Origin of the sequence: Streptomyces sp. NPDC048751, assembly GCF_043198595.1 — a bacterium.
Taxonomy (GTDB): Bacteria; Actinomycetota; Actinomycetes; order Streptomycetales; family Streptomycetaceae; genus Streptomyces.
The window spans coordinates 214,961-232,952 of sequence record NZ_JBICUX010000004.1 but is presented as its reverse complement, the minus strand read 5'-3'; the positions used below and the strand labels follow the sequence as shown (position 1 = coordinate 232,952).

General features: G+C 71.4%; 18 protein-coding genes. 1 reads left to right on the top strand and 17 read right to left on the bottom strand.

What is annotated here, in order from left to right; genetic code table 11:
* Window positions 1–20 precede the first annotated feature (20 nt).
* From ACGFNV_RS15840 to ACGFNV_RS15815, 6 genes are all read right to left on the bottom strand, one after another.
* The gene (locus ACGFNV_RS15840) at window positions 21–557 is read right to left on the bottom strand and encodes a S26 family signal peptidase (RefSeq protein WP_393622832.1); all 537 of its coding nucleotides are present in this window, start codon (window positions 555–557) and stop codon (window positions 21–23) included.
* Complete coding sequence (locus ACGFNV_RS15835; protein WP_393622830.1) at window positions 554–2,413, bottom strand: ABC transporter ATP-binding protein; 1,860 nt, start codon at window positions 2,411–2,413, stop codon at window positions 554–556. Before ACGFNV_RS15835 ends, ACGFNV_RS15840 begins: the two co-directional genes overlap by 4 nt.
* Window positions 2,410–2,964, bottom strand: coding sequence for a TlpA family protein disulfide reductase (locus tag ACGFNV_RS15830; RefSeq protein WP_393622828.1), 555 nt, complete (start codon window positions 2,962–2,964; stop codon window positions 2,410–2,412). The genes ACGFNV_RS15835 and ACGFNV_RS15830 overlap by 4 nt, the downstream gene beginning before the upstream one ends.
* Before the next feature lie 5 nt (window positions 2,965–2,969).
* A complete protein-coding gene (locus ACGFNV_RS15825; protein WP_393622826.1) occupies window positions 2,970–3,503 on the bottom strand; it encodes a MauE/DoxX family redox-associated membrane protein in 534 nt (177 codons plus the stop codon).
* A 96-nt stretch (window positions 3,504–3,599) separates the two neighbouring features.
* Window positions 3,600–3,821 (bottom strand): hypothetical protein, encoded by a 222-nt coding sequence (locus ACGFNV_RS15820; protein WP_133931058.1) that lies wholly within the window; start codon window positions 3,819–3,821, stop codon window positions 3,600–3,602.
* Between the two features lie 109 nt (window positions 3,822–3,930).
* Window positions 3,931–4,941 carry an AraC family transcriptional regulator gene (locus ACGFNV_RS15815; RefSeq protein ID WP_393622824.1) on the bottom strand — a complete coding sequence of 337 codons (1,011 nt, stop codon included), beginning with the start codon at window positions 4,939–4,941 and terminating at the stop codon, window positions 3,931–3,933.
* Between the two features lie 752 nt (window positions 4,942–5,693).
* On the opposite strand from ACGFNV_RS15815, the gene ACGFNV_RS15810 reads away from it, so the two are divergent.
* The gene (locus ACGFNV_RS15810) at window positions 5,694–6,392 is read left to right on the top strand and encodes a phosphatase PAP2 family protein (RefSeq protein ID WP_393622822.1); all 699 of its coding nucleotides are present in this window, start codon (window positions 5,694–5,696) and stop codon (window positions 6,390–6,392) included.
* Between the two features lie 7 nt (window positions 6,393–6,399).
* Here ACGFNV_RS15810 and ACGFNV_RS15805 read toward each other — a convergent pair whose 3' ends face one another.
* Genes ACGFNV_RS15805 through ACGFNV_RS15755 form a run of 11 tightly spaced genes read right to left on the bottom strand, consistent with a single transcriptional unit; the run spans window position 6,400 to window position 17,990 of the window.
* The gene (locus ACGFNV_RS15805; RefSeq protein ID WP_393622820.1) at window positions 6,400–7,734 is read right to left on the bottom strand and encodes a glutamate-1-semialdehyde 2,1-aminomutase; all 1,335 of its coding nucleotides are present in this window, start codon (window positions 7,732–7,734) and stop codon (window positions 6,400–6,402) included.
* 16 nt (window positions 7,735–7,750) lie between these two features.
* On the bottom strand, window positions 7,751–8,293 hold the full coding sequence (locus ACGFNV_RS15800; RefSeq protein WP_393622819.1) for a dTDP-4-dehydrorhamnose 3,5-epimerase family protein: 543 nt from the start codon (window positions 8,291–8,293) through the stop codon (window positions 7,751–7,753).
* Window positions 8,290–9,510, bottom strand: a complete 1,221-nt coding sequence (locus ACGFNV_RS15795; RefSeq protein WP_393622817.1) for a polysaccharide pyruvyl transferase family protein — start codon at window positions 9,508–9,510, stop codon at window positions 8,290–8,292. The genes ACGFNV_RS15800 and ACGFNV_RS15795 overlap by 4 nt, the downstream gene beginning before the upstream one ends.
* Entirely contained in the window at window positions 9,507–10,454 is a 948-nt protein-coding gene (locus ACGFNV_RS15790; protein WP_393622815.1) for a glycosyltransferase family 2 protein, read from the bottom strand. The genes ACGFNV_RS15795 and ACGFNV_RS15790 overlap by 4 nt, the downstream gene beginning before the upstream one ends.
* Complete coding sequence (locus ACGFNV_RS15785) at window positions 10,451–11,758, bottom strand: hypothetical protein (RefSeq protein ID WP_393622813.1); 1,308 nt, start codon at window positions 11,756–11,758, stop codon at window positions 10,451–10,453. The genes ACGFNV_RS15790 and ACGFNV_RS15785 overlap by 4 nt, the downstream gene beginning before the upstream one ends.
* Entirely contained in the window at window positions 11,755–13,029 is a 1,275-nt protein-coding gene (locus tag ACGFNV_RS15780; protein ID WP_393623321.1) for a DUF4910 domain-containing protein, read from the bottom strand. The genes ACGFNV_RS15785 and ACGFNV_RS15780 overlap by 4 nt, the downstream gene beginning before the upstream one ends.
* Before the next feature lie 20 nt (window positions 13,030–13,049).
* Window positions 13,050–14,075, bottom strand: coding sequence for an NAD-dependent epimerase/dehydratase family protein (locus ACGFNV_RS15775; protein WP_393622811.1), 1,026 nt, complete (start codon window positions 14,073–14,075; stop codon window positions 13,050–13,052).
* A 3-nt stretch (window positions 14,076–14,078) separates the two neighbouring features.
* The gene (locus tag ACGFNV_RS15770; RefSeq protein WP_393622809.1) at window positions 14,079–14,726 is read right to left on the bottom strand and encodes a PIG-L deacetylase family protein; all 648 of its coding nucleotides are present in this window, start codon (window positions 14,724–14,726) and stop codon (window positions 14,079–14,081) included.
* Entirely contained in the window at window positions 14,723–15,517 is a 795-nt protein-coding gene (locus tag ACGFNV_RS15765) for a sugar phosphate nucleotidyltransferase (RefSeq protein WP_393622807.1), read from the bottom strand. Before ACGFNV_RS15765 ends, ACGFNV_RS15770 begins: the two co-directional genes overlap by 4 nt.
* The gene (locus ACGFNV_RS15760; protein ID WP_393622805.1) at window positions 15,514–16,749 is read right to left on the bottom strand and encodes a methyltransferase domain-containing protein; all 1,236 of its coding nucleotides are present in this window, start codon (window positions 16,747–16,749) and stop codon (window positions 15,514–15,516) included. The genes ACGFNV_RS15765 and ACGFNV_RS15760 overlap by 4 nt, the downstream gene beginning before the upstream one ends.
* Complete coding sequence (locus ACGFNV_RS15755; RefSeq protein WP_393622803.1) at window positions 16,746–17,990, bottom strand: glycosyltransferase; 1,245 nt, start codon at window positions 17,988–17,990, stop codon at window positions 16,746–16,748. Before ACGFNV_RS15755 ends, ACGFNV_RS15760 begins: the two co-directional genes overlap by 4 nt.
* Between the last annotated feature and the right edge of the window lie 2 nt (window positions 17,991–17,992).

Genomic DNA, 17,992 nt, shown 5'->3' with positions numbered 1-17,992 from the left:
CGGACTGGTCACCGGCGTGGTCAGTCCGGGGGCGCTGGACGCTCGCTCGCGGTGTAGGAGGGGTGGGGGAGAGGCGCGTTCCGAGGCTGAACCGTCCTCATCCCGGGCAGGCTCGCCTTGCGCACCGCCCTGCCGACGACCCACGACGACGGCACCGGGCCGTGATGCCGGGAGTCCGTGCTCAGGGACAGGTTGTCGCCCAGGACGACCACGTGACCGGCGGGCACCGGCGCGCCCGGCCCCCTGCCCGGCACGTCCGCGGGCAGGGCATCACCCGGCAGTGCCGCGATCCGTTTGATCGTCAGCCGGCCCAGCATCGTGCGGCCCTCGGGTGCCTGACCGGTCGGCGGCATGTCCACGATCACCACATCGCCATGGCGCAGTCGCCCCGCCGACACACGCCGGCCCACCACCCAGTCGCCGGGCAGATACGCCGGACTCATGCTCCGGCCGTGCACCAGCACCAGCACCACGGTCCGGCGGACCCAGGCCAGCGTCGCCCGAACAGCGGCAAGGAGCACCGCGGTCCCCGCCACGGCGCCGAACAGCCAGGTCACCTTCTCGCCTCCAGGCGCTCTCCCGAAACACTCTCCACCGGCCCAGCCGTCCCGGACAGATAGCCCTCGGCCTGCGCCGCGAACATCCCCGCGTACAGCCCCCCGCGCGCGATCAGCTCGTCGTGCGTCCCCTGCTCGGCCACCTCACCACCGTCGACGACCAGCAGCTCGTCCGCCTCCCGTACCGATCCCAGCCGGTGCGAGATCAGTACGCTCGTGCGGCTTCCGCGGTACTCACGCAACTGGCGGTGGATCCTGGCCTCGGTCTCGGCGTCGAGGCCGGAGCTGGGCTCGTCCAGGATCAGCAGATCCTGGCGCCCGCGCAGGTACGCCCGCGCGATGGCCAGCCGCTGCCACTGGCCGCCCGACAGTGTCACGCCCCGATCGCTGTCACCGTCCTCCTCGTCACCTTGGAAGAAGATCCGGGACAGCAAGGTGTCGTACCTGCGCGGCAGTTCCCGGACGAAGGCGTCCGCGCCCGACCGCTGCGCCGCCTCCGTCACGCGCTCGGGCGACGCGTTCGGCAGGTCGCCCAGCGCGATGTTCTCGTAGGCGCTCAGGTCGTACGTCATGTAGTCCTGGAACACCGCGCCGATCCGGCGCCGCAGCTCCGCCGGGTCCAGTTCGCGCAGGTCCACGCCGTCCCACAGGACCGCGCCCCGCTCGGGGTCGTACATGCGGCAGAGCAGTTTCACGATCGTGCTCTTGCCCGCGCCGTTGCGTCCGACCAGTCCGAGGGAACGGCCGTGGCCGACACGGAAACTGACGCCCCGCAGCGCCCAGGGATGTTCGGGTGAGTACCGGAACCACACGTCCCGGAACTCGATGCCCGAGGACAGTACGGGAACCGGCGACGGCTTCTCCGGCACCGGAAGATCCGGTTCACCGTCGACGATGGACAAGAAGTGCCGGAACATGAGCAGTTGCTGATGGGACTTGGCGATGTCCCGCATGAGCCCGGAACCCGCGGACTGGACTCCGGCCACGGACGCGATCATCAGCGACACGTCACCCAGCGAGATTCGCCCGCTCAGCGCCGCGAGCACCGCCCAGACGACAGCCGCGCCCGCGCTGCTCGCGGTGACGAGACCTGCCAGTGTCTGAGCCACCAGCTCCTGCCGGTCGAGCCTCGCCCTGACGGAGTTGGCCTTGACCTTCTCCCGTGTCATCCGCGCGGAGAGCTGTCCGCCGATGTCGAACAGCCGTATTTCCTTCGCCGCCTGAAGGTTCGTCAGTAATTCCCGGTAGAAGATCTCGCGTCGTTCCGTCGGGCCGATCTGCCAGTAGGCGTTCACCCTGCGCTTCGCGAGCCACATCTCCGACGCCAGCACCGGCACGACGGACACGACGACGACCGCCGGGAGCCACCAGGCGAGCAGCAGCAGTGAGCCGAGGAATCCGCCGGCGACGGCCACCGCGCGTACCACGGACAGCACCGTGGCCACCAGTACACCGGGAGTGGCGCCGCCGTGCTGCTGCGCGAGCCGGAGGCGGTCCACGAACACCGGGTCCTCGAACCGGGCCAAGCCCACGAGCCGGCCTGTCGCCTCGTAGAGCTGCTGCTGTGCCAGCAGGCCCACGGCACGCTCGAACTCCTTGTTGGCGTACATGAGCAGCTGGGGCAGGCAGCCGGTGAACAGTCCCGCGACGCCCAGGCCCACCGCCAGGAGAACGACATGGCCGCGTTGCGCGCCGTCTCCGTGGGCGAGGAGATCGAGGAGCGACTTGGTCAGCCAGGCGGCAGCCACGGGGGCCACGGCGCTCGCGAGGGTGAGCAACGCGAGGACGCAGGTTCCCCCGCGCGAGGCACGCCAGGTCAGCCTCAGGGCCTTGAGGATTCCCTGCGTGGTGGTCACGCGTCCACCAGGGACGACACGTTCCTGATCAGTGAACCCTCCGCCCGCACCACCTTGTCCGGGCCGATCACCGCGAGCGCCGGGTACACGCGTGCGGCCAGGGCCACGGACACCGGGCCGTCCAGTTCCTCGATCACCACCGTGGTCACGGGCTCCGCGAGCGCACGCTTCGCCTCGACCTGCTCGGGCGTCCCCACCAGCAGGGCGAGTGCCCGCTCGCGGGAGATGCCGCGCGCCCGTATGAACGAGACGAACTCCGGCAGCCGCTCGTCGCACTTGCCGCAGCCGTGCGCGAAGACGCCGACCACCGTGTGCCCGTCCGTCAGGAAGTCGTCGGACAGGTGCCGGCCCTCGGTGGTCATGGTGGTGAACGGGCCTACCTGCTCGCCCACCGCCAGCATCACGTCGGGGGTGCCGGGGGTCAGATCCAGACCGCTGTACGCGGTCCGCTCCTCGATCTCGCGCAGCCGCCGCAGGACCCCCACGGTGAGCGCGATGTTCAACACACACAGTGCCCCGAACAAGGCGGTCAGTGCGATGACGTACGGCATGGTTCTTACCCTTCTTGCCTGAGTGGCCGGAGCAGCCGGGAGATGTCGTCGGTGAGCAGCGTCACGCCGGCTGCCGCGGCGCCGAACACGAGCGAGGTGGTCACGCCCGCCATTCCACCGGCGTCCCCGCCGGCTGTCAGCGCGCAGAGCACGCCGGTCAGCGAACCGGCCAGCAGGAACGCGTTCCTCACCACATGCGCGGGGCCCACGGGGGCCGAGGAGGCCGCGCCGAAGCAGCGGCACGCGACCTGCTCGCCGCGCCGCACGGTCGCGGCGATCGCCACGGAGAAGGCACTCAGCAGCCCGGTGGCGAGGACGAATCCGGCGAGGGACGTCCTCGGCAGCGCGAGCAGAACGACGATCACCGCCTCGGTGGCGATCACCGCCACTGCTGTGGGCCCCGCGGGAAGGCGAGGAGCCAACGCCCGTACCGAATCGGTGAATCCGCGAAACGCGGGCCGGCCTTTGAGCTTGCCCACCACGGAGAGCACGAACACGAGGGTGATGAAGGCACGGCAGGAGATGAGAACATGGGCCATGGAGGGTTCACCTCTGGATGACGGCGTCGCGCCCCGCCATCACCGGGGCGCGACGCTTCGTTCATGTCACGTCACTGTGCCGACAGGGGGCACGGCTCAGCAGTTGTCCGTTTCCGTGCAGCCCGTCTGCGACCAGAAGGACGTGCCGTCGCTGCACTTCCAGTAGAGGTCTTCCTTGTAGTACCAGAAGGGGCAGTGCGGGTTGCAGACCCTCTGCTCGATCCAGCAGCCATTGGCACCGGACGACGCGGCGTGCGCGGCCTGGCTCGGAACGATGTGGCTCAGCAGCTTGTCGGCAAGAGCGCTGAAAGTGCTCATGGTCTCTCCTCCCGTTTCTGTGTGCATCGGCCGGAATACCCGACCGGTCTGTCGGGTCCGGGTGGACCCGTTCGTGTGAAAAAACGTTAGGCGCCGGGCAGTTGGCGAACTATCCACAGGAGGATCGGCTCCGAGCGGTTTCCGGATAGCCACGTAGGCCGGCCGTTCTCGACGGCGCGGTGCCGTAGGTGGCCTTGTAGAACGCGGCGAAGCGTCCGAGATGGACGAACCCCCAGCGCAGCGCCACGTCGGTGACCGTGCCGTCGTCCCGGCCCTCGGCGATCGCGAGCAGGTCCCGGTGGGCGCTGTCGAGCCTGACCCTGCGCAGGTACATCAGAGGGGTGGTGCCGAGGTGGGCGCGGAAGGCGGCCCTCAGCGCCGGGACGCTCAACCGCGAGGCGAGCGCCATGTCGGCGGTGGACAGCGGTTCGCCGGCGTGCTCCTCGCAGTACGTCATCGCCCGGCGCAGCGCGCTCGGCAGTGCGGCGTGCCGGGCGGAACGCCGCAACGATTCGCTGAGGTTGCTGGGCTGGCTGTCCAGCAGCCCGTGCACCAGCAGCTGTTCGAAGTGACGCGTCCCGAGCGGCGAGCGGGCGAGGAGTCCGCTGTTCATCGCCTCGGCATAGGCGTGCAACATGCGCAACCAGGCCAGTGAGCCGGGACACCGGATGTCGACGGCGGGCGTGAACCGGACCGGGACACTCTGGTCGACGGGGATGCCACGCGACTCGATCGCCCGGTCGAGGACCGGTCGCGGGACGCGCAGGATCATCATGTCGCTGTCGTGGGAACGGCGGATCTCCAGCCGTTGTCCCGGGCTGACGACGTCCTGCGCGGTGGTCACGGGCTCCCCGTCGACGACGAGAGTGCTGCGACCGGCCAGGGGGATGTGGATCAGATAGTGGTTGTGTTGCGTGACGGGTCTTATCTCGACGTCGGCCCCGTGGCTCATGTGGTAAAGGGCCACGTCTCTACCCGAATTGCTCATCCGGAAGCGGGCCGGCCCGGTCTCCTTCCCGAGCAGTCTCAGCCGGTGCGGGGCCAACTGGGCGGCCACCACCTCGTGCATGCGCGCCAGGTCACGCCCCTCGTAGAGGACGGACTCCGGGACGTTCTCCACTCGTACTCCTCCTTCTTCGGTGATTCGGTGATATGAAGCAGGCCGGCATCCGTCAGTGACGGCCGAGCGTGCGCGGGGTCACCTGGACCGGGACCGAGGGCCACGCGATGAACCAGTCATGTCCAGTCCCGCTGGTCCGGGAGCTGCTGACGGGGCAACAGAGACATGACGAGAAATGCGGGCGTGCACGCGCCGCAGCTCAACAACTACGCCGAGAACCGTTTCGTGGCCCTATCGGCTCGTGAAACGTTCCTGCTGCGCAGGAGCGGAGTGGCGAGGTGTCGCCACACGCTCCGCTGGACCCCCGAGAGCTACCTCGATGACCCCGTACTCTGTGCCTCTGTGAGCCGACTCCATCACTGTTCCCCCACGACTGGACGGTGGTCTCACCGAAGGGACGGAGCGGCGCCCCGGCCCGTATGAGCCCCGGCACCGCACCGTCCCCACCTGGACACCGCCCCCCGAAGGTCGATCGGCTGGAGTGGGGCACGCCGACCGCCTTGTTGGTTAGGGTGGCGGGTGTAGAGGCTCATGGCTTCCGCGCGGGCCGAGTTGGACAGGGAGGTGCGTCGCATCTGCCGGATGGTCTGCGACGGTGGGCGGGCTCTGCCCCGGCCCGGTCATGAGCGAGGTCAGCGTGAGCGGGTGGTTCGACTCGATCGCCGACGAGTAGGCGATCACGGTGTCAAGCTCCGGAACGCCATGTGCCGATCACGGCAAAGCACCGCGGGTCGACCGGGCGCGGTGGGTGTGTGACCGGGCGGCCGGCGCGGCCGATGCCCGCGGTGCTGCCCCCGTCGCTGCGTGCGCCGCTCGGGCTGATCTCGGCCCTGGCCGCGGTGGTGGTCGTCGTGCTCGGGGTCGTGTACGCCGGAGACGGCGAGCCCGGCAGGGTGGACAGGTGGATCGTCGCGCCGACGGCGGACAGTGTGGGGCCGCCGTGGCGGCGCGTCGCTCTGGCCCTGGACTTCTTGGGAGAACCCGCCGGAGCGGTGATGCTGGTCGTGGCCCTCGTGACGGGCTGCCTGCTGCTTCGGCGCCCTCGCGCGGCGGTGCTCGTCGTTGCCGGAGCCGCCATGAGCGTGGGGGCGACGACGCTGCTCAAGCACGTGGTGGGACGCACCATCCACGGCGACGGCAACCTGTCCTACCCGAGCGGGCACACCGCCTTCGCCACCGCGCTCGCCCTCGTGGTGGCGCTGCTCGCGACCGGCCGGCTCGGCCTCGGCAGGACGGCCGGCACGTCACTGGTGCTCGCCTCGGCGCTGGTCGCGGGCGCCGCCATGGGCTGGGCGGAGGTGGCCCTGAGCGCGCACTACCCGACCGACGTCCTCGGCGGCTGGTGCACCGCGCTGGCGGTGATACCGGCGACCGCGTGGCTGGTCGACCGGGCGGCCGACCGGCTGCTGGACCGGACGGCTGACGCCGGTCGGCGCCCCCAGCGCCGCTGACGTCACGTCACGCCAAGCGCCGGAACACGGGCTTCACCGGCCGTCCGGCCAGCCAGGGGGTGGGGTCGGCGGCGTCCAGTGCCTTCCGGTACACCGCACACGCCTGGGCCACGACGTCGACGGTGTGATCGATGTCGGCGTCGCTGAGCGCGCTGCTCACCACGAACGACGGGGCCAGTACGCCACCCGCGAGGAGCCGGCGCAGGAACAGGGTGCGGTACTCCTGCGACGGCTGCCGGTTCTCGTCGAGGGTGGCGAAGACCAGGTTGCTGGCCCGGCCCCGGACGACGATGTGCTCGCCGACGCCCATGGCGTCCGCGGCGTCGCGGACACCCGCGGCCAACCGCTCGCCCAGGGCGTGCAGCCGCGCGGTGACGCCCTCCTCGGCATAGGTGGTCTGTACGGCCATCGCGGCGGCCAGCGCGTGCGTTTCCGCACCGTGCGTGGTGGACAGCAGGAACACCCGCTCGCCGGAGTGACGCAGCCCGCCCCGCTCCATCAGCTCGCGGCGCCCGGCCAGCGCGGAGACGGCGAACCCGTTGCCCAGCGCCTTGCCGAACGTGGAGAGGTCGGGGACGACGCCGTACAGGCCCTGGGCGCCCGCCTCGGACCAGCGGAAACCGGTGATCATCTCGTCGAAGACGAGGACGCAGCCGTGCCGGTCGGCCAGCTCGCGCAGGCCGGCGAGATACCCCGGCGGCGGCTCGGTGTGGGTGGCGGGTTCGAGGATCAGGCAGGCGACCTCGCCCTCGTACCGGGTGAGCAGGTCCTCCGTGGCGGCCAGGTCCCCGTAGGGGAACGCCACGGTGAGGTCGTTGGTCGCCTCCGGGATACCGGCGGACATCGGCGTGGTCCCGATGAACCAGTCGTCGACGGAGAAGAAGGGATGGTCGGCGCAGAGGGCGACCCGCGTGCGCCCGGTGGCGGCGCGGGCGAGGCGCACCGCGGCGGTGGTGGCGTCGGAGCCGTTCTTCGCGAACTTCACCATCTCGGCGGTCGGCACCGTGGCCAGGAAGCGTTCCGCGGCCTCGACCTCCACGATGGACGGGCGGACGAAGTTGCTGCCCCGCTCGATTTCCCGCCGTACCGCCTCGGTCACGCGGGGGTGGGCGTGGCCGAGGCTGACCGACCGCAGGCCGGAGCCGTACTCGACGTAGCGGTTGCCGTCGATGTCCCACACATGGGCGCCGCGGCCGTGGCTGATGACCGGGGCCAGGTTCTCGGGGTACTGGTCGTCGCCCTTGGCGTAGGTGTGCGCGCCCCCGGGGATCAGGGCGTGCAGCCGCTCGTTCGCCATCCGTGACCGGGGCAGAAGGAGCTCTCGGGTGTCTTCGGTGTCCACGCCGTCCTCAACTTTCTCAGTGCTGCAGGACCTCGGCGAGGCTCGGCGCCTCCCGGTCCCGGTGGGACATCGATGTGACCGGCAGCGGCCAGGGAATGGCGAGCTCCGGGTCGTCGTAGGCGATCGTCACGTCCTCGGCCGGATCGTGCGGGCGGTCGATCCGGTACGAGGTGTCGGCGGTCTCGGTCAGCGCCTGGAAGCCGTGCGCGCACCCCGCCGGGATGTACAGGGTCACCTGCGTCTCGCCGGACAGCTCGAAGAAGGCCCGGCCCAGGTACGTCGGCGAGTCCGGCCGCAGGTCCACGACCACGTCGAAGATCCTCCCGTACGAGCACCGCACCAGCTTGGCCTCGCCGGCGCCGGAGCGCAGGTGCAGGCCGCGCAGCACTCCCCGGACCGAGCGGGACAGGCTGTCCTGCACGAAGGCGTCCGGGTCGAGGCCCACCGAGCGGACCACGTCGGCGTCGAAGGTGCGGCAGAAGAAGCCGCGCTCGTCGGCGTAAGGCGTCGGCTCGAACAGGTACGCCCCGGCGATCTCCGGGACTTCGGTCGCTTTCATGGAGTCTCCCGCAAGGCGTGGGCGTGGTCGGTCGCCGGGAACAGGGTCCTGGACAAGGCGGTGAACTGCTGGGCGAGTTGCTGTGCGGCGCCCCGGTTTCGCTCGGTGAGGGTCTGCCGCAGCTCCGCCGCGTGCTTCTCCAGGTCCCGGAACTGTTCGAGCAGCCGGTCGGCGTCCACCTCGCGCGCCGGGTGGCAGTACGCGCCGAGGCCCATCCGGTCCATGAGCGCTTCGCTCTTCGCCGCATAGCAGAGGGCGAGTACGGGCGTTCCGGTCTTCAGCGCGCAGATCAGGTTGTGGTAGCGGACGGCCACCACGGTGTCGGCGGCCGCCATCTCGTTCATCAGGTCGGCCAGTGAGGCCGGTTCGGCCGCGGTGACCAGCGGTGTGTCGACCGCGTCGAGGACCGAGGCGACCACCGACGCATCGCACCGGTCTCCGGTGAGGAGCCGGACCGGTCTGCCCTCATCGACGAGCGCGCGGACGAACCGGATCGTCCCGTCGAGGTAGCGCCGGTGGATCTCCTTGGCCCGGGCGCGGTCGTCGTTGCCACCGTGGAAGTCCATGACACCGAGGCAGACGGGACCCGGCGAGCCCGTGGGCGCGCTCGCCCGTGGCGTCGGCAGGGCGAACGCGAGGTCCGGGTAGACCTCGTCGCGCGCCGTGTCCACGCCCATCGCACGCATCGCGTCACGGGACTGGGCGTCCCGGTACGACCGGTACGCGGCCAGCCGTGCCGACCAGCGCACCAGGGCCCGGGTCGGCCGGTTGCCGATCTCGGCGGCGCCGACGCTGACCAGCGCGACCCGGGTACCGAACAGCCGGCCACTCGCGCAGAGCAGGAACAGCGCGTACGGGAAGCCCCACGGCCGCAGCGGCAGCGTGGCCTCCAGGACGCCCATGCCCGGCACGATCACCACGTCGTGCCGGCGCACCCAGGCGGCGGTGCGGAAGACGTCGACGAGTTTGCCCAGCCCCTTCCCAGCGATCGCGCCCGCCCGTGACGCGGTCCGGTACTCCCCGCGGTACCAGTGCATCCGCGTCGCGGGGATCCCGAACCGGGTCGTCACGGCCTCGGGTCCGCCGCACAGCGCGTCCACGACCGCCTCCGGGTGCTCGGCACGGAGGTAGCCGAGCACGGCCTCGAGCGACCCGTCGTTGCCGAGGTTGCCGGAGCCGAGCAGGCCGAACACCCCCACACGTGTCGTGGTCTTCATGCCCGCCGCCCCTCACGGCCGGCGACGAGTGCGTCGACGGAGACGGTGAGCTCGGCCGGGTCGACCGGGGCGCGGTCCTCGACCCGTTCGCCGGCGCCCGGCCGGGCCCGGCTGGTCATCCACGCGGCCAGGTGGCGGTAGCACTCGCGCCGGTCGGCCGGGGACAACGGCGCCCGCCGGATCGCCGAGACGAAACCCCAGACGTACTCGGCGAGCAGCCGGGGTGTCGGATGCAGCAGGCCCGCCCGACGCGGGTCCAGGTTGACGCACCGGGAACGCTTGGACGGGTTCGCGCGCTCGGCGCGGGTGGGGTGGTCGCGGCGGAAGTAGAGGAGCTCCGGCACCTGGTGGAAGGGCCCGTGCAGGCCGATCTCGGAGACGAACGTGCGGTCCGCGTGGTGGTAGCTGTCCATCGGCCGCACCCGGCGCAGCACGTCGGCCCGGATCACCCCGTAGAAGTCGTCGCCGCCGGGCTCGAACAGCATGCTGCGGAAGCGCTCCGGCGGGTGCGGTGAGGCGGTGGCGAGCGTGTATTCGTACGGCACCTTCACCTGGCCGTCGCCGTCGATGACCGCCTGGTCGGCGTGCGCGAGGATGACGTGCGGCCGCTCGTCCAGCGCCTCGACGCAGCGCCGCAGCAGGTCCCGGGCGTACAGGTCGTCGTGCGAGGCCCACTTGAACAGCTCGCCGCGGCACTGGGTGAACACGTAGTTGTGGTTCGGCGTGGCGCCGACGTTCCGGGGCAGCCGGAGGTACCGGATGCGCGCGTCCTGAGCGGCGTACTTGCGGCAGATGTCCTCCGTCCCGTCGGTCGAGGCGTTGTCGGAGATGACCAGCTCGAAGTCCTCGTAGGTCTGGCCGAGCAGGGCGTCGAGCGACTCGGCCAGGTACTCCTCGCCGTTGTACACGGGCAGGCCGATGCTCAGCCTGGGTCGGTCGGTCATGGCGTCCTCACTTCGCGGATGGAGTCTTGGTGGTGCTCGCGCAGGGCGGACCGCAGCTGCAGCCACCACACGGCCGAGCCGCTGACGGTCGCGGCGGCGACGCCCCAGGCCGATCCGACCGTGCCGGCGACGGCCGCCCCACCGAGCCCGCCGCCGACATAGCAGGCGGAGGCGAACAGCTGGGAGCGCAGGCTGCGCCGGGCCGCGCCGAGCGCGCGCAGCCCGGCCGCCGCACCGGTGCCGAGGCCGGCGCCGGCGACGCCGAGGGTGATCGGCGCGATGAGCTGCGAGGCGGAGTGCCAGACGCTGCCGAGGGCGAGTTCGCCGAGCCGGTTGGGCATCAGCAGCAGCGCCGCGCCCCACAGCAGCGCGGCACCGGCCTGCCCGCCACCGAGGAGGAGGCAGAACCTGCCGAGGCGGTGTGGGGCCTGCCGCAGCACGCGTGCCGCTTCCGGGACCGTGACCAGCGAGAGACCCATGAGCACGGCGAGGAAGGGACCCATCAGGAGCTCGGCGCCCCGCACCGCACCCACCGCGCCGAGCCCGGCGATCGCGCCGAGCCCGTAGGCCCTCAGCTGGCTCGCGCCACTGAGGCTGACGTTCTCGACCAGGTACCGGTAGCCGAGATCGCGCTGCTCGCGGAGCCACCCGCGGGCTTGGGTCATCCGGGGCAGGATGCCCGACTGGATGTAGCCGTACCCCGCGGCCACCGTGGCGGACGCGCCCCAGGCGAGCACGAACGCGGCCACGCTGCCCACGCGGGCCGCCACGACCATGGCGGGGACGAGCGCGACGCACCACACGAGGTCGTTGAAGAACGCCTTCCGCCCGATGCCGGCGGCGAAGAACGAGAACCGCCAGGCGTCCTGCAGCAGCAGCCCCGGCAGCAGGACACCGAGGCAGGCGAACGCGGGCCCCACGCGGCCGCCGAGAGCGAGCCCGCCCACCAGACATACCCCGCCGATGGCCGCGCCCACGCCGAGTGCGGTACCCGTCGAGCGGGCCACCGCCCCGCGCCAGGACGCGTCCGACACACCGCTGAAGCGCACCGTGAGAGGGTCGGTGGCAAGGCCGCGGGAGACGTTGAGCACCACGCCGTAGGTCACCCAGGCGAGGCTGAACACGCCGAACGCGGTCACCCCCAGCGAGCGGGCCACATAGATACCCACCGCGAAGTTGCTCACGCTGGAGGCCGCCTGGTCGGCGAGCCCCCAGGACAGCCGGCCGGCGAGGGCCCGCCGGGCGGACCCGGCCGGCGGCGCCGGTGTCTGCGGATTCTCCTTCTCGGTGGTCATCGGTGTCATGCCTTGATCAGCCCGGCGCCGCGCAGGGCGTCGGCCGCGGTGGCGACGGTGTCGAACGGCAGCCCGGACCGCTCGGCGACCTCCAGCAGACTGTGCTCGCCGTCGGAGAGGTTGAGCACCCAGAGCATGGCCATCTGGGCCTGCTTGGTGTCACTTCGGCCACCGAGCGCGTCGTACAACCCGCGCCGCCCCAGCTGTGGTTCGCCGTAGGGGCTGAGGTTGAGGTACCGCCGGTTGCGGTCGAGGACGGCGAACGCCTCGCGGCAGACCGCGAGGGTGTCCGCCATCGCGTCAGGGGAGACGAAGTCCAGGTTGTCCGCCGAGGTGTGGTACTCGGGATAGCCCGCGTACGGGGTCCTGGTGAGCGAGCCCACGCCCAGATTGAACCCGGGCGAGCAGAACTGCCGCTCGTCGTACCCGTACGGAGTGAACTCGGCGACCCGATGCGGGCGTTCGGAGGCGGTCAGCACGTGCCGCATCACCCGGTCGATCTCCGCGTCGCCGCGCCTGCTCTGCTTGTACGTCAACGAGCCCGGGTCGCCGGCGCAGGCCAGCACCAGCCCGTGCTTGACCCGCTCCACCCGCTCCGCGTTGCGGGCCAGCCAGGTGATCGCCCCGATGGTGCCGGGCGCGAAGATGAACCGGTAGGTGTAGTAGGGCGACTGCTCCGCCAGCGCCCGGGCCAGGAACACCGCCACCGCGATGCCGGCCAGGTTGTCGTTGGCCAGCGACGGGTGGCAGACGTGGCACGAGACGATGACCTCGTCGGGCACCTGACCGGGAACCACATGCTCGGCGTAGGTGAGGTGGCCGTCCGCGAGGGTGGAGTCGACGCGGACCTCGTACTCGCCGTCCGGCAGCGCGTCCAGGGTCTCCTGGGCCAGGCAGAACCCCCATTCCGGCTTGTAGTAGCTGGTCCGGTAGGGCACCCAGGACGGGTGGTCCGGGAGGGTGTGCAGGTGCGCGCGCAGCTCGGCCAGGGGCATGGTCCTCGACACCGGCACGCTGTAGCCGAGCACGTGCAGGCTGGACGCGGCGAAGTCGACGACCCGGTTGCCGGCGGGGTCGGCGATGTACGCGTCCCGGATGTTCCACTCCTGCGGCACCGTCCAGTCGAGCACCTGCGTCCCGGTCGGCACCTCGTGCACCTGCAGCGGAACGTACTCGCCGACGATGTCCAGGGTGGCGCGCACCCCGTCGCCGGTGATGCTCCGGCAGAGCGGGTACATCCGCTCCACCAGCGCGTACATCTCTTCGCCGGGCATGGTCATCGGCTGTTCGCCGACCGCGGTCATCGGCGCCACCGCAGGGTGTCGTCGACCGTGCCGGCCTCGGACGCCGCGCGCAGCACGGCGAGGCGGGTGAAGCGCTGCTCGAAGTCCTCCCGGGTGAGCGCGAAGTTCCGGTAGGCGTCGGCGAGTTCGAGCGCGCCCCGCTTCACCGTCCACTCGCAGTCGAAGCCGGGGATCGCGGCGCGGAACCGGGAGAAGTCCACCCGGTACGAGCGCGGGTCGGCACCGGTCTCCCCGGTGATCACCACCTCGGAGCCGGGCACCGCCTCGGCGACCTGTTCGGCGATCTCGGCGACCGTGACGTTGTTGGCCTCGCTGCCGATGTTGAACGCCCGGTCGTGCACCGCCTCGCGCGGAGCGGTCAGCGCGGCCGTGAAGGCCCGCGCGATGTCGACGGCGTGCACCAGCGGACGCCAGGGCGTGCCGTCGGACATCACGAGGACCTCGCCGGACAGCAGCGCGTGGCCCACCAGGTTGTTCAGCACGATGTCGGCGCGCAGCCGGGGCGAGTAGCCGAAGGCGGTGGCGTTGCGCATGAACACCGGGGTGAAGTCGCCGTCGGCCAGGGCGTGCAGGTCGTCCTCCACGCGCACCTTGGACTCCGCGTACGGCGTCACCGGGCGCAGCGGGGCGTCCTCGGCCACCAGGTCGTCGCCGCCGGTGGCGCCGTAGACCGAGCAGGTCGACGCGTACAGGAAGCGCCGCACCCCGGCGTCGCGGGCCAACTGGGCCAGGCGCACGGACGCGTGGTGGTTGATGTCGTAGGTGAGCTCCGGCGCCAGAGATCCCAGCGGGTCGTTGGACAGCGCGGCCAGGTGGATCACGGCGTCCACCCCGGCCACGTGGTCGGCCGTGACGTCGCGCAGGTCCACCCGGTGCCCCTGCGGGTCCGCGGGCTGCGGGCCAAGGACGCAGTCGGCGAACAGGCCGGCGTCGAGTCCGACGACCTCGTGCCCGGCGGCGGCGAGGACCGGGGCCATCACGGTGCCCAGATAGCCCTGGTGTCCTGTCAGTAGTACGCGCATGGTTCAACCCCCCAGGTTGAGCGTGAGTTTGGTGACGGCGAACGCCTCGGCGTATCGCTCGTGGCATTCGATGCCGCGGATCCGCGCGAGACCGAGGAAGGCCTCCCGGTCGTACCAGGGCCGGTGCCGCTGCGAGGGGTAGTGCTCCTGCAGCAGCCGCACCTTCTGTTCGGCGATCTCCGGCGACAGCGGCTGGTAGGCCGACGGGCGGCCGAGATCGCCGTCCCACTTGACGATCTCGTAGCCGAGCACGAGGTGGTCGCGGAAGGCGGTGGGTATCAGCTGCGCCAGGCCGCGGTGGTCCTGGTGCGCGTCATCGGTGCGCGGCGCCAGCACCAGATCCGGCTCGGTCCGCTCGCGCAGTTCCTCGACCGCTGCCTTGGCCTCCTCCCAGTGCGCGGGCAGTCGGCCGTCCGGCAGCTTGTCCACGGTCAGCCGCAGGTCGGCGCCCGGGCAGAAGGCGGCGAGCGCGGCCCGCTCCTCCTGCTCCCGCTCGCTGCCGCCGCCGGAGAGCACCAGCGCGTCGACCCGGATGCCCGGCCGCGCGAGGCACAGCGTCAGCAGCGTGCCGCCGGCGCCGATGGCGATGTCGTCGCAGTGCGCGCCCACGGCGACGATCCGCTCCGGGTGCCCGGCCCCGAGCCGGATCACGCGCTCACCCAGGCGTCGGCCCGTTCCCACACGGCCCACGGGCGGTCGCCCTGGGCGTACGCGGCGTCGAGCGCGGCCCGCTCCTTCACGGTGTCGGTCGGCTTCCAGAAGCCGCGGTGCTGGTGCGCCACAAGGCGGCCCTGCTTGGCCAGTTGGGCGCATCCGTCGGCGACCAGGTCCCCGTTCTCCGGTATGTGGTCGAAGATCTCCTGGCGGAGCACGAAGTAGCCGCCGTTCTCCCACAACGGCAGTTCGCTCACCGCGGTGATGCCGCCCACCAGGCCGTCCTCGCCCAACTCCACGCAGTGGAACGACGACTGTGGCGGCACCACCATCATCGACGCACCGGCGTCGCGCCGGGCGAACCGGTCGATCATCTCCGGCAGCGGAGCGTCGGTGAGGACGTCGGCGTAGTTGGCGAGGAACATCTCGTCGCCGTCCAGGTGGTGGCGTACGCGGCGCAGCCGCTCCCCGATCGGTGACTCGATGCCGGTCTGCGCGAACGTGATCGTCCAGTCCGAGATGTCGGTGGACAACAGCTCGGTCCGTCCGCCCCGCAGCACGAAGTCGTTGGACGTCGTCTCCTCGTAGTTGAGGAAGAAGTCCTTGATGTGGTGGGCCCCGTAGCCGAGGCACAGGATGAACTCCTTGTGCCCGAAGTGCGCGTAGTAGCGCATGACGTGCCAGATCAGCGGTCTCGGGCCGACCATCGCCATCGGCTTGGGCACGTCGTCGGTGGTTCCGTTGCGCATCCGCATCCCGTAACCGCCGCAGAACAGGACGACCTTCATCGCTTTACCTCGACAATGCTCAGTTCCGGGATGGGGAAGACCAGCCGGCCGCCCCAGTCGTGCACGAAGGACAGCTGCTCGGTCAGTTCGGCCCGCAGGTTCCACGGGAGGACGAGGACGTAGTCCGGCTTGTCGGTGGCTATCTGCTCGGGCGGCAGGATCGGGATGCGGGTGCCCGGGGTGAACCTGCCGTGCTTGTAGGGGTTGCGGTCGACGGTGTACGCGAGCAGGTCGGGCCGGATGCCGCAGTGGTTGAGCAGGGTGTTGCCCTTGCCGGGGGCGCCGTAGCCGACGACCGTCTCGCCGCGCTCGGCCGCCTCGATGAGGAACTTGAGGAGGTCCCGGCGCACCTTGGCCACCCGGGCGGAGAACTCGGCGTACCCGGACAGCTCCTGCAGCCCGGCGGCCTTCTCCCGGGCCAGCACGTCGGCCACCCGCCGCGTCGGCTCGCCCGCCACCTCGGCGGGCCGTGCCCAGAGCCGGATGGAGCCGCCGTGCGTGGGCAGCAACTCGACGTCCACGAGGGTGAGTCCGCCGCTCGCGAGGGCCCGGATGGCGGACGCGACCGTGTAGTACTGGAAGTGCTCGTGGTAGATCGTGTCGTACTGGTTCTCCTCGATCAGGGTCAGCAGGTGCTGCACCTCGATGGAGACCCAGCCGTCGTCGGCGACCAGGGCGCGCAGTCCCTGCGTGAAGCCGACCACGTCGGGGATGTGCGCGTACACGTTGTTGGCCACGACCAGGTCCGCCGGGCCGTGTTCTTCGCGGACAGCGGCGCCGGTGTCCGGGCTCAGGAAGTCCGTGAGGGTGGGCACCCCCGCCTCCCGCGCCGCGGCGCCGACGTTCACCGACGGCTCGATGCCGAGGCAGCGGATCCCGCGGTCCACCACGTGCCTGAGCAGGTACCCGTCGTTGCTCGCGACCTCGACCACGAAGGCGTCGGAGCCGAGACCCACCCGCTGCACGGCGCCGCCGACGAACGTGCGCGCGTGCTCCACCCAGGAGGTCGAGTAGGAGGAGAAGTACGCGTACTCGCTGAACGTCTCCTCCGGCGTGATCAGCGGCGGGATCTGCGCGAGCCAGCAGGTGGTGCAGACCCGCAGATGCAGCGGGTACGCGGGCTCCGGTCGATCCAGTTGGTCCGCGGAGAGGAAGCTCTCACACGGTGGCGTCGCCCCGAGGTCGACGACGCTCGCCATGGCTTCCGAGCCGCAGAGTCGGCATCGTGTCATCTACTGTCCCCATCCCCCCTGCTCGCGCGGGTGTCCCCGCCGCGAGTCAGTGCTGACCGACCCGCGATCGCGGTGCGGTACTCCTCCACCAGGCGCTCCAGCCCGACGGACGGGCTGAAAGCCTGTTCGTAACGGCGCCGGGCCGCCTGGCCCATCTCCCGGTTGCGGGCCGGGTCGGCCGTGATCCGGCGCAGGCAGGACGCGAGCGAGGCGGCCTCGCCCGGCCGGTGCAGCAGCCCGGTCACCCCGTCCTCGACGAGTTCGACGAAGGCGCCGTGACCGGCCGCGACGGCCGGGACCCCCGCCGCCATCCCCTCCCCGACCACCAGGCCGAACGTCTCCATGGCCACCGAGGGAGCCACCACTGCCACCGACCGCGCGACGGCCTGCCGGGACTCCGCCGGGTCCAACAGGCCGACATGGCGCACGTCGTCCCGGCCCGCCGCCCACGCGGTCACCTCGCGCTCCAGCGGCCCCGCGCCGGCGATCACGAGCGGCACCCCCACACCGCCGGCGGCGGCGACCTCGTCCCACGCGGCCATGAGCAGCCGTACACCCTTGGGTTCCGCGAGCCGGCCGAGGTAGAGCAGATGCTCGCCCGCGCCCGACCGGCAGACGCCCGGGTCGGGCACGAAGTTGTGCTTCACCGCCAGCAGCTCGGCCGGCATGCCGGACCGCACCAGGACGTCGCGCTGCGCCGCGGAGACGCAGAAGAACCGCTCCACGCCGGACCACCACCGCCGCCGGTTGACCGACAGGCTCACCGCGAGCGGCACCGTCGCCAGCCGGGAGCTCCGGTAGCAGCCGTGCCGGACCGCGGGCAGCGCCGCCGCCGACCCGACGCACTCGGTGCACGGCCGGCCGTCCCGCTGCAGCGTGCCGGGCGGGCAGACCTGGGTGTAGTTGTGCAGCGTGGCGACGGCGGGCACGCCGGCGTCGGCGCAGGCGGCGAGCACCGCGGGGGACAGGAGTGGGAAGACGTTGTGGACGTGCACCACGTCCGGCCGCTCGGCGCGGAGCCGGGCGGCGAGCTCGGTGCGGACCGCCGGGTTCCACGGCACCAGGAACGGCACCGCGACCTTGCCGAGCAGGGACCGGCCGGCGATGTCGTCGCTGCGCCGCTCGAACACCTCGACCCGGTGACCGGCCGCGCGCAGCAGCCCCACCTCCTCGTCGACGACCCTGTTCTCCCCGCTCGGCTGCGCCGAGGAATAGCGGTTGTGCACCACAAGGACGTGCATGC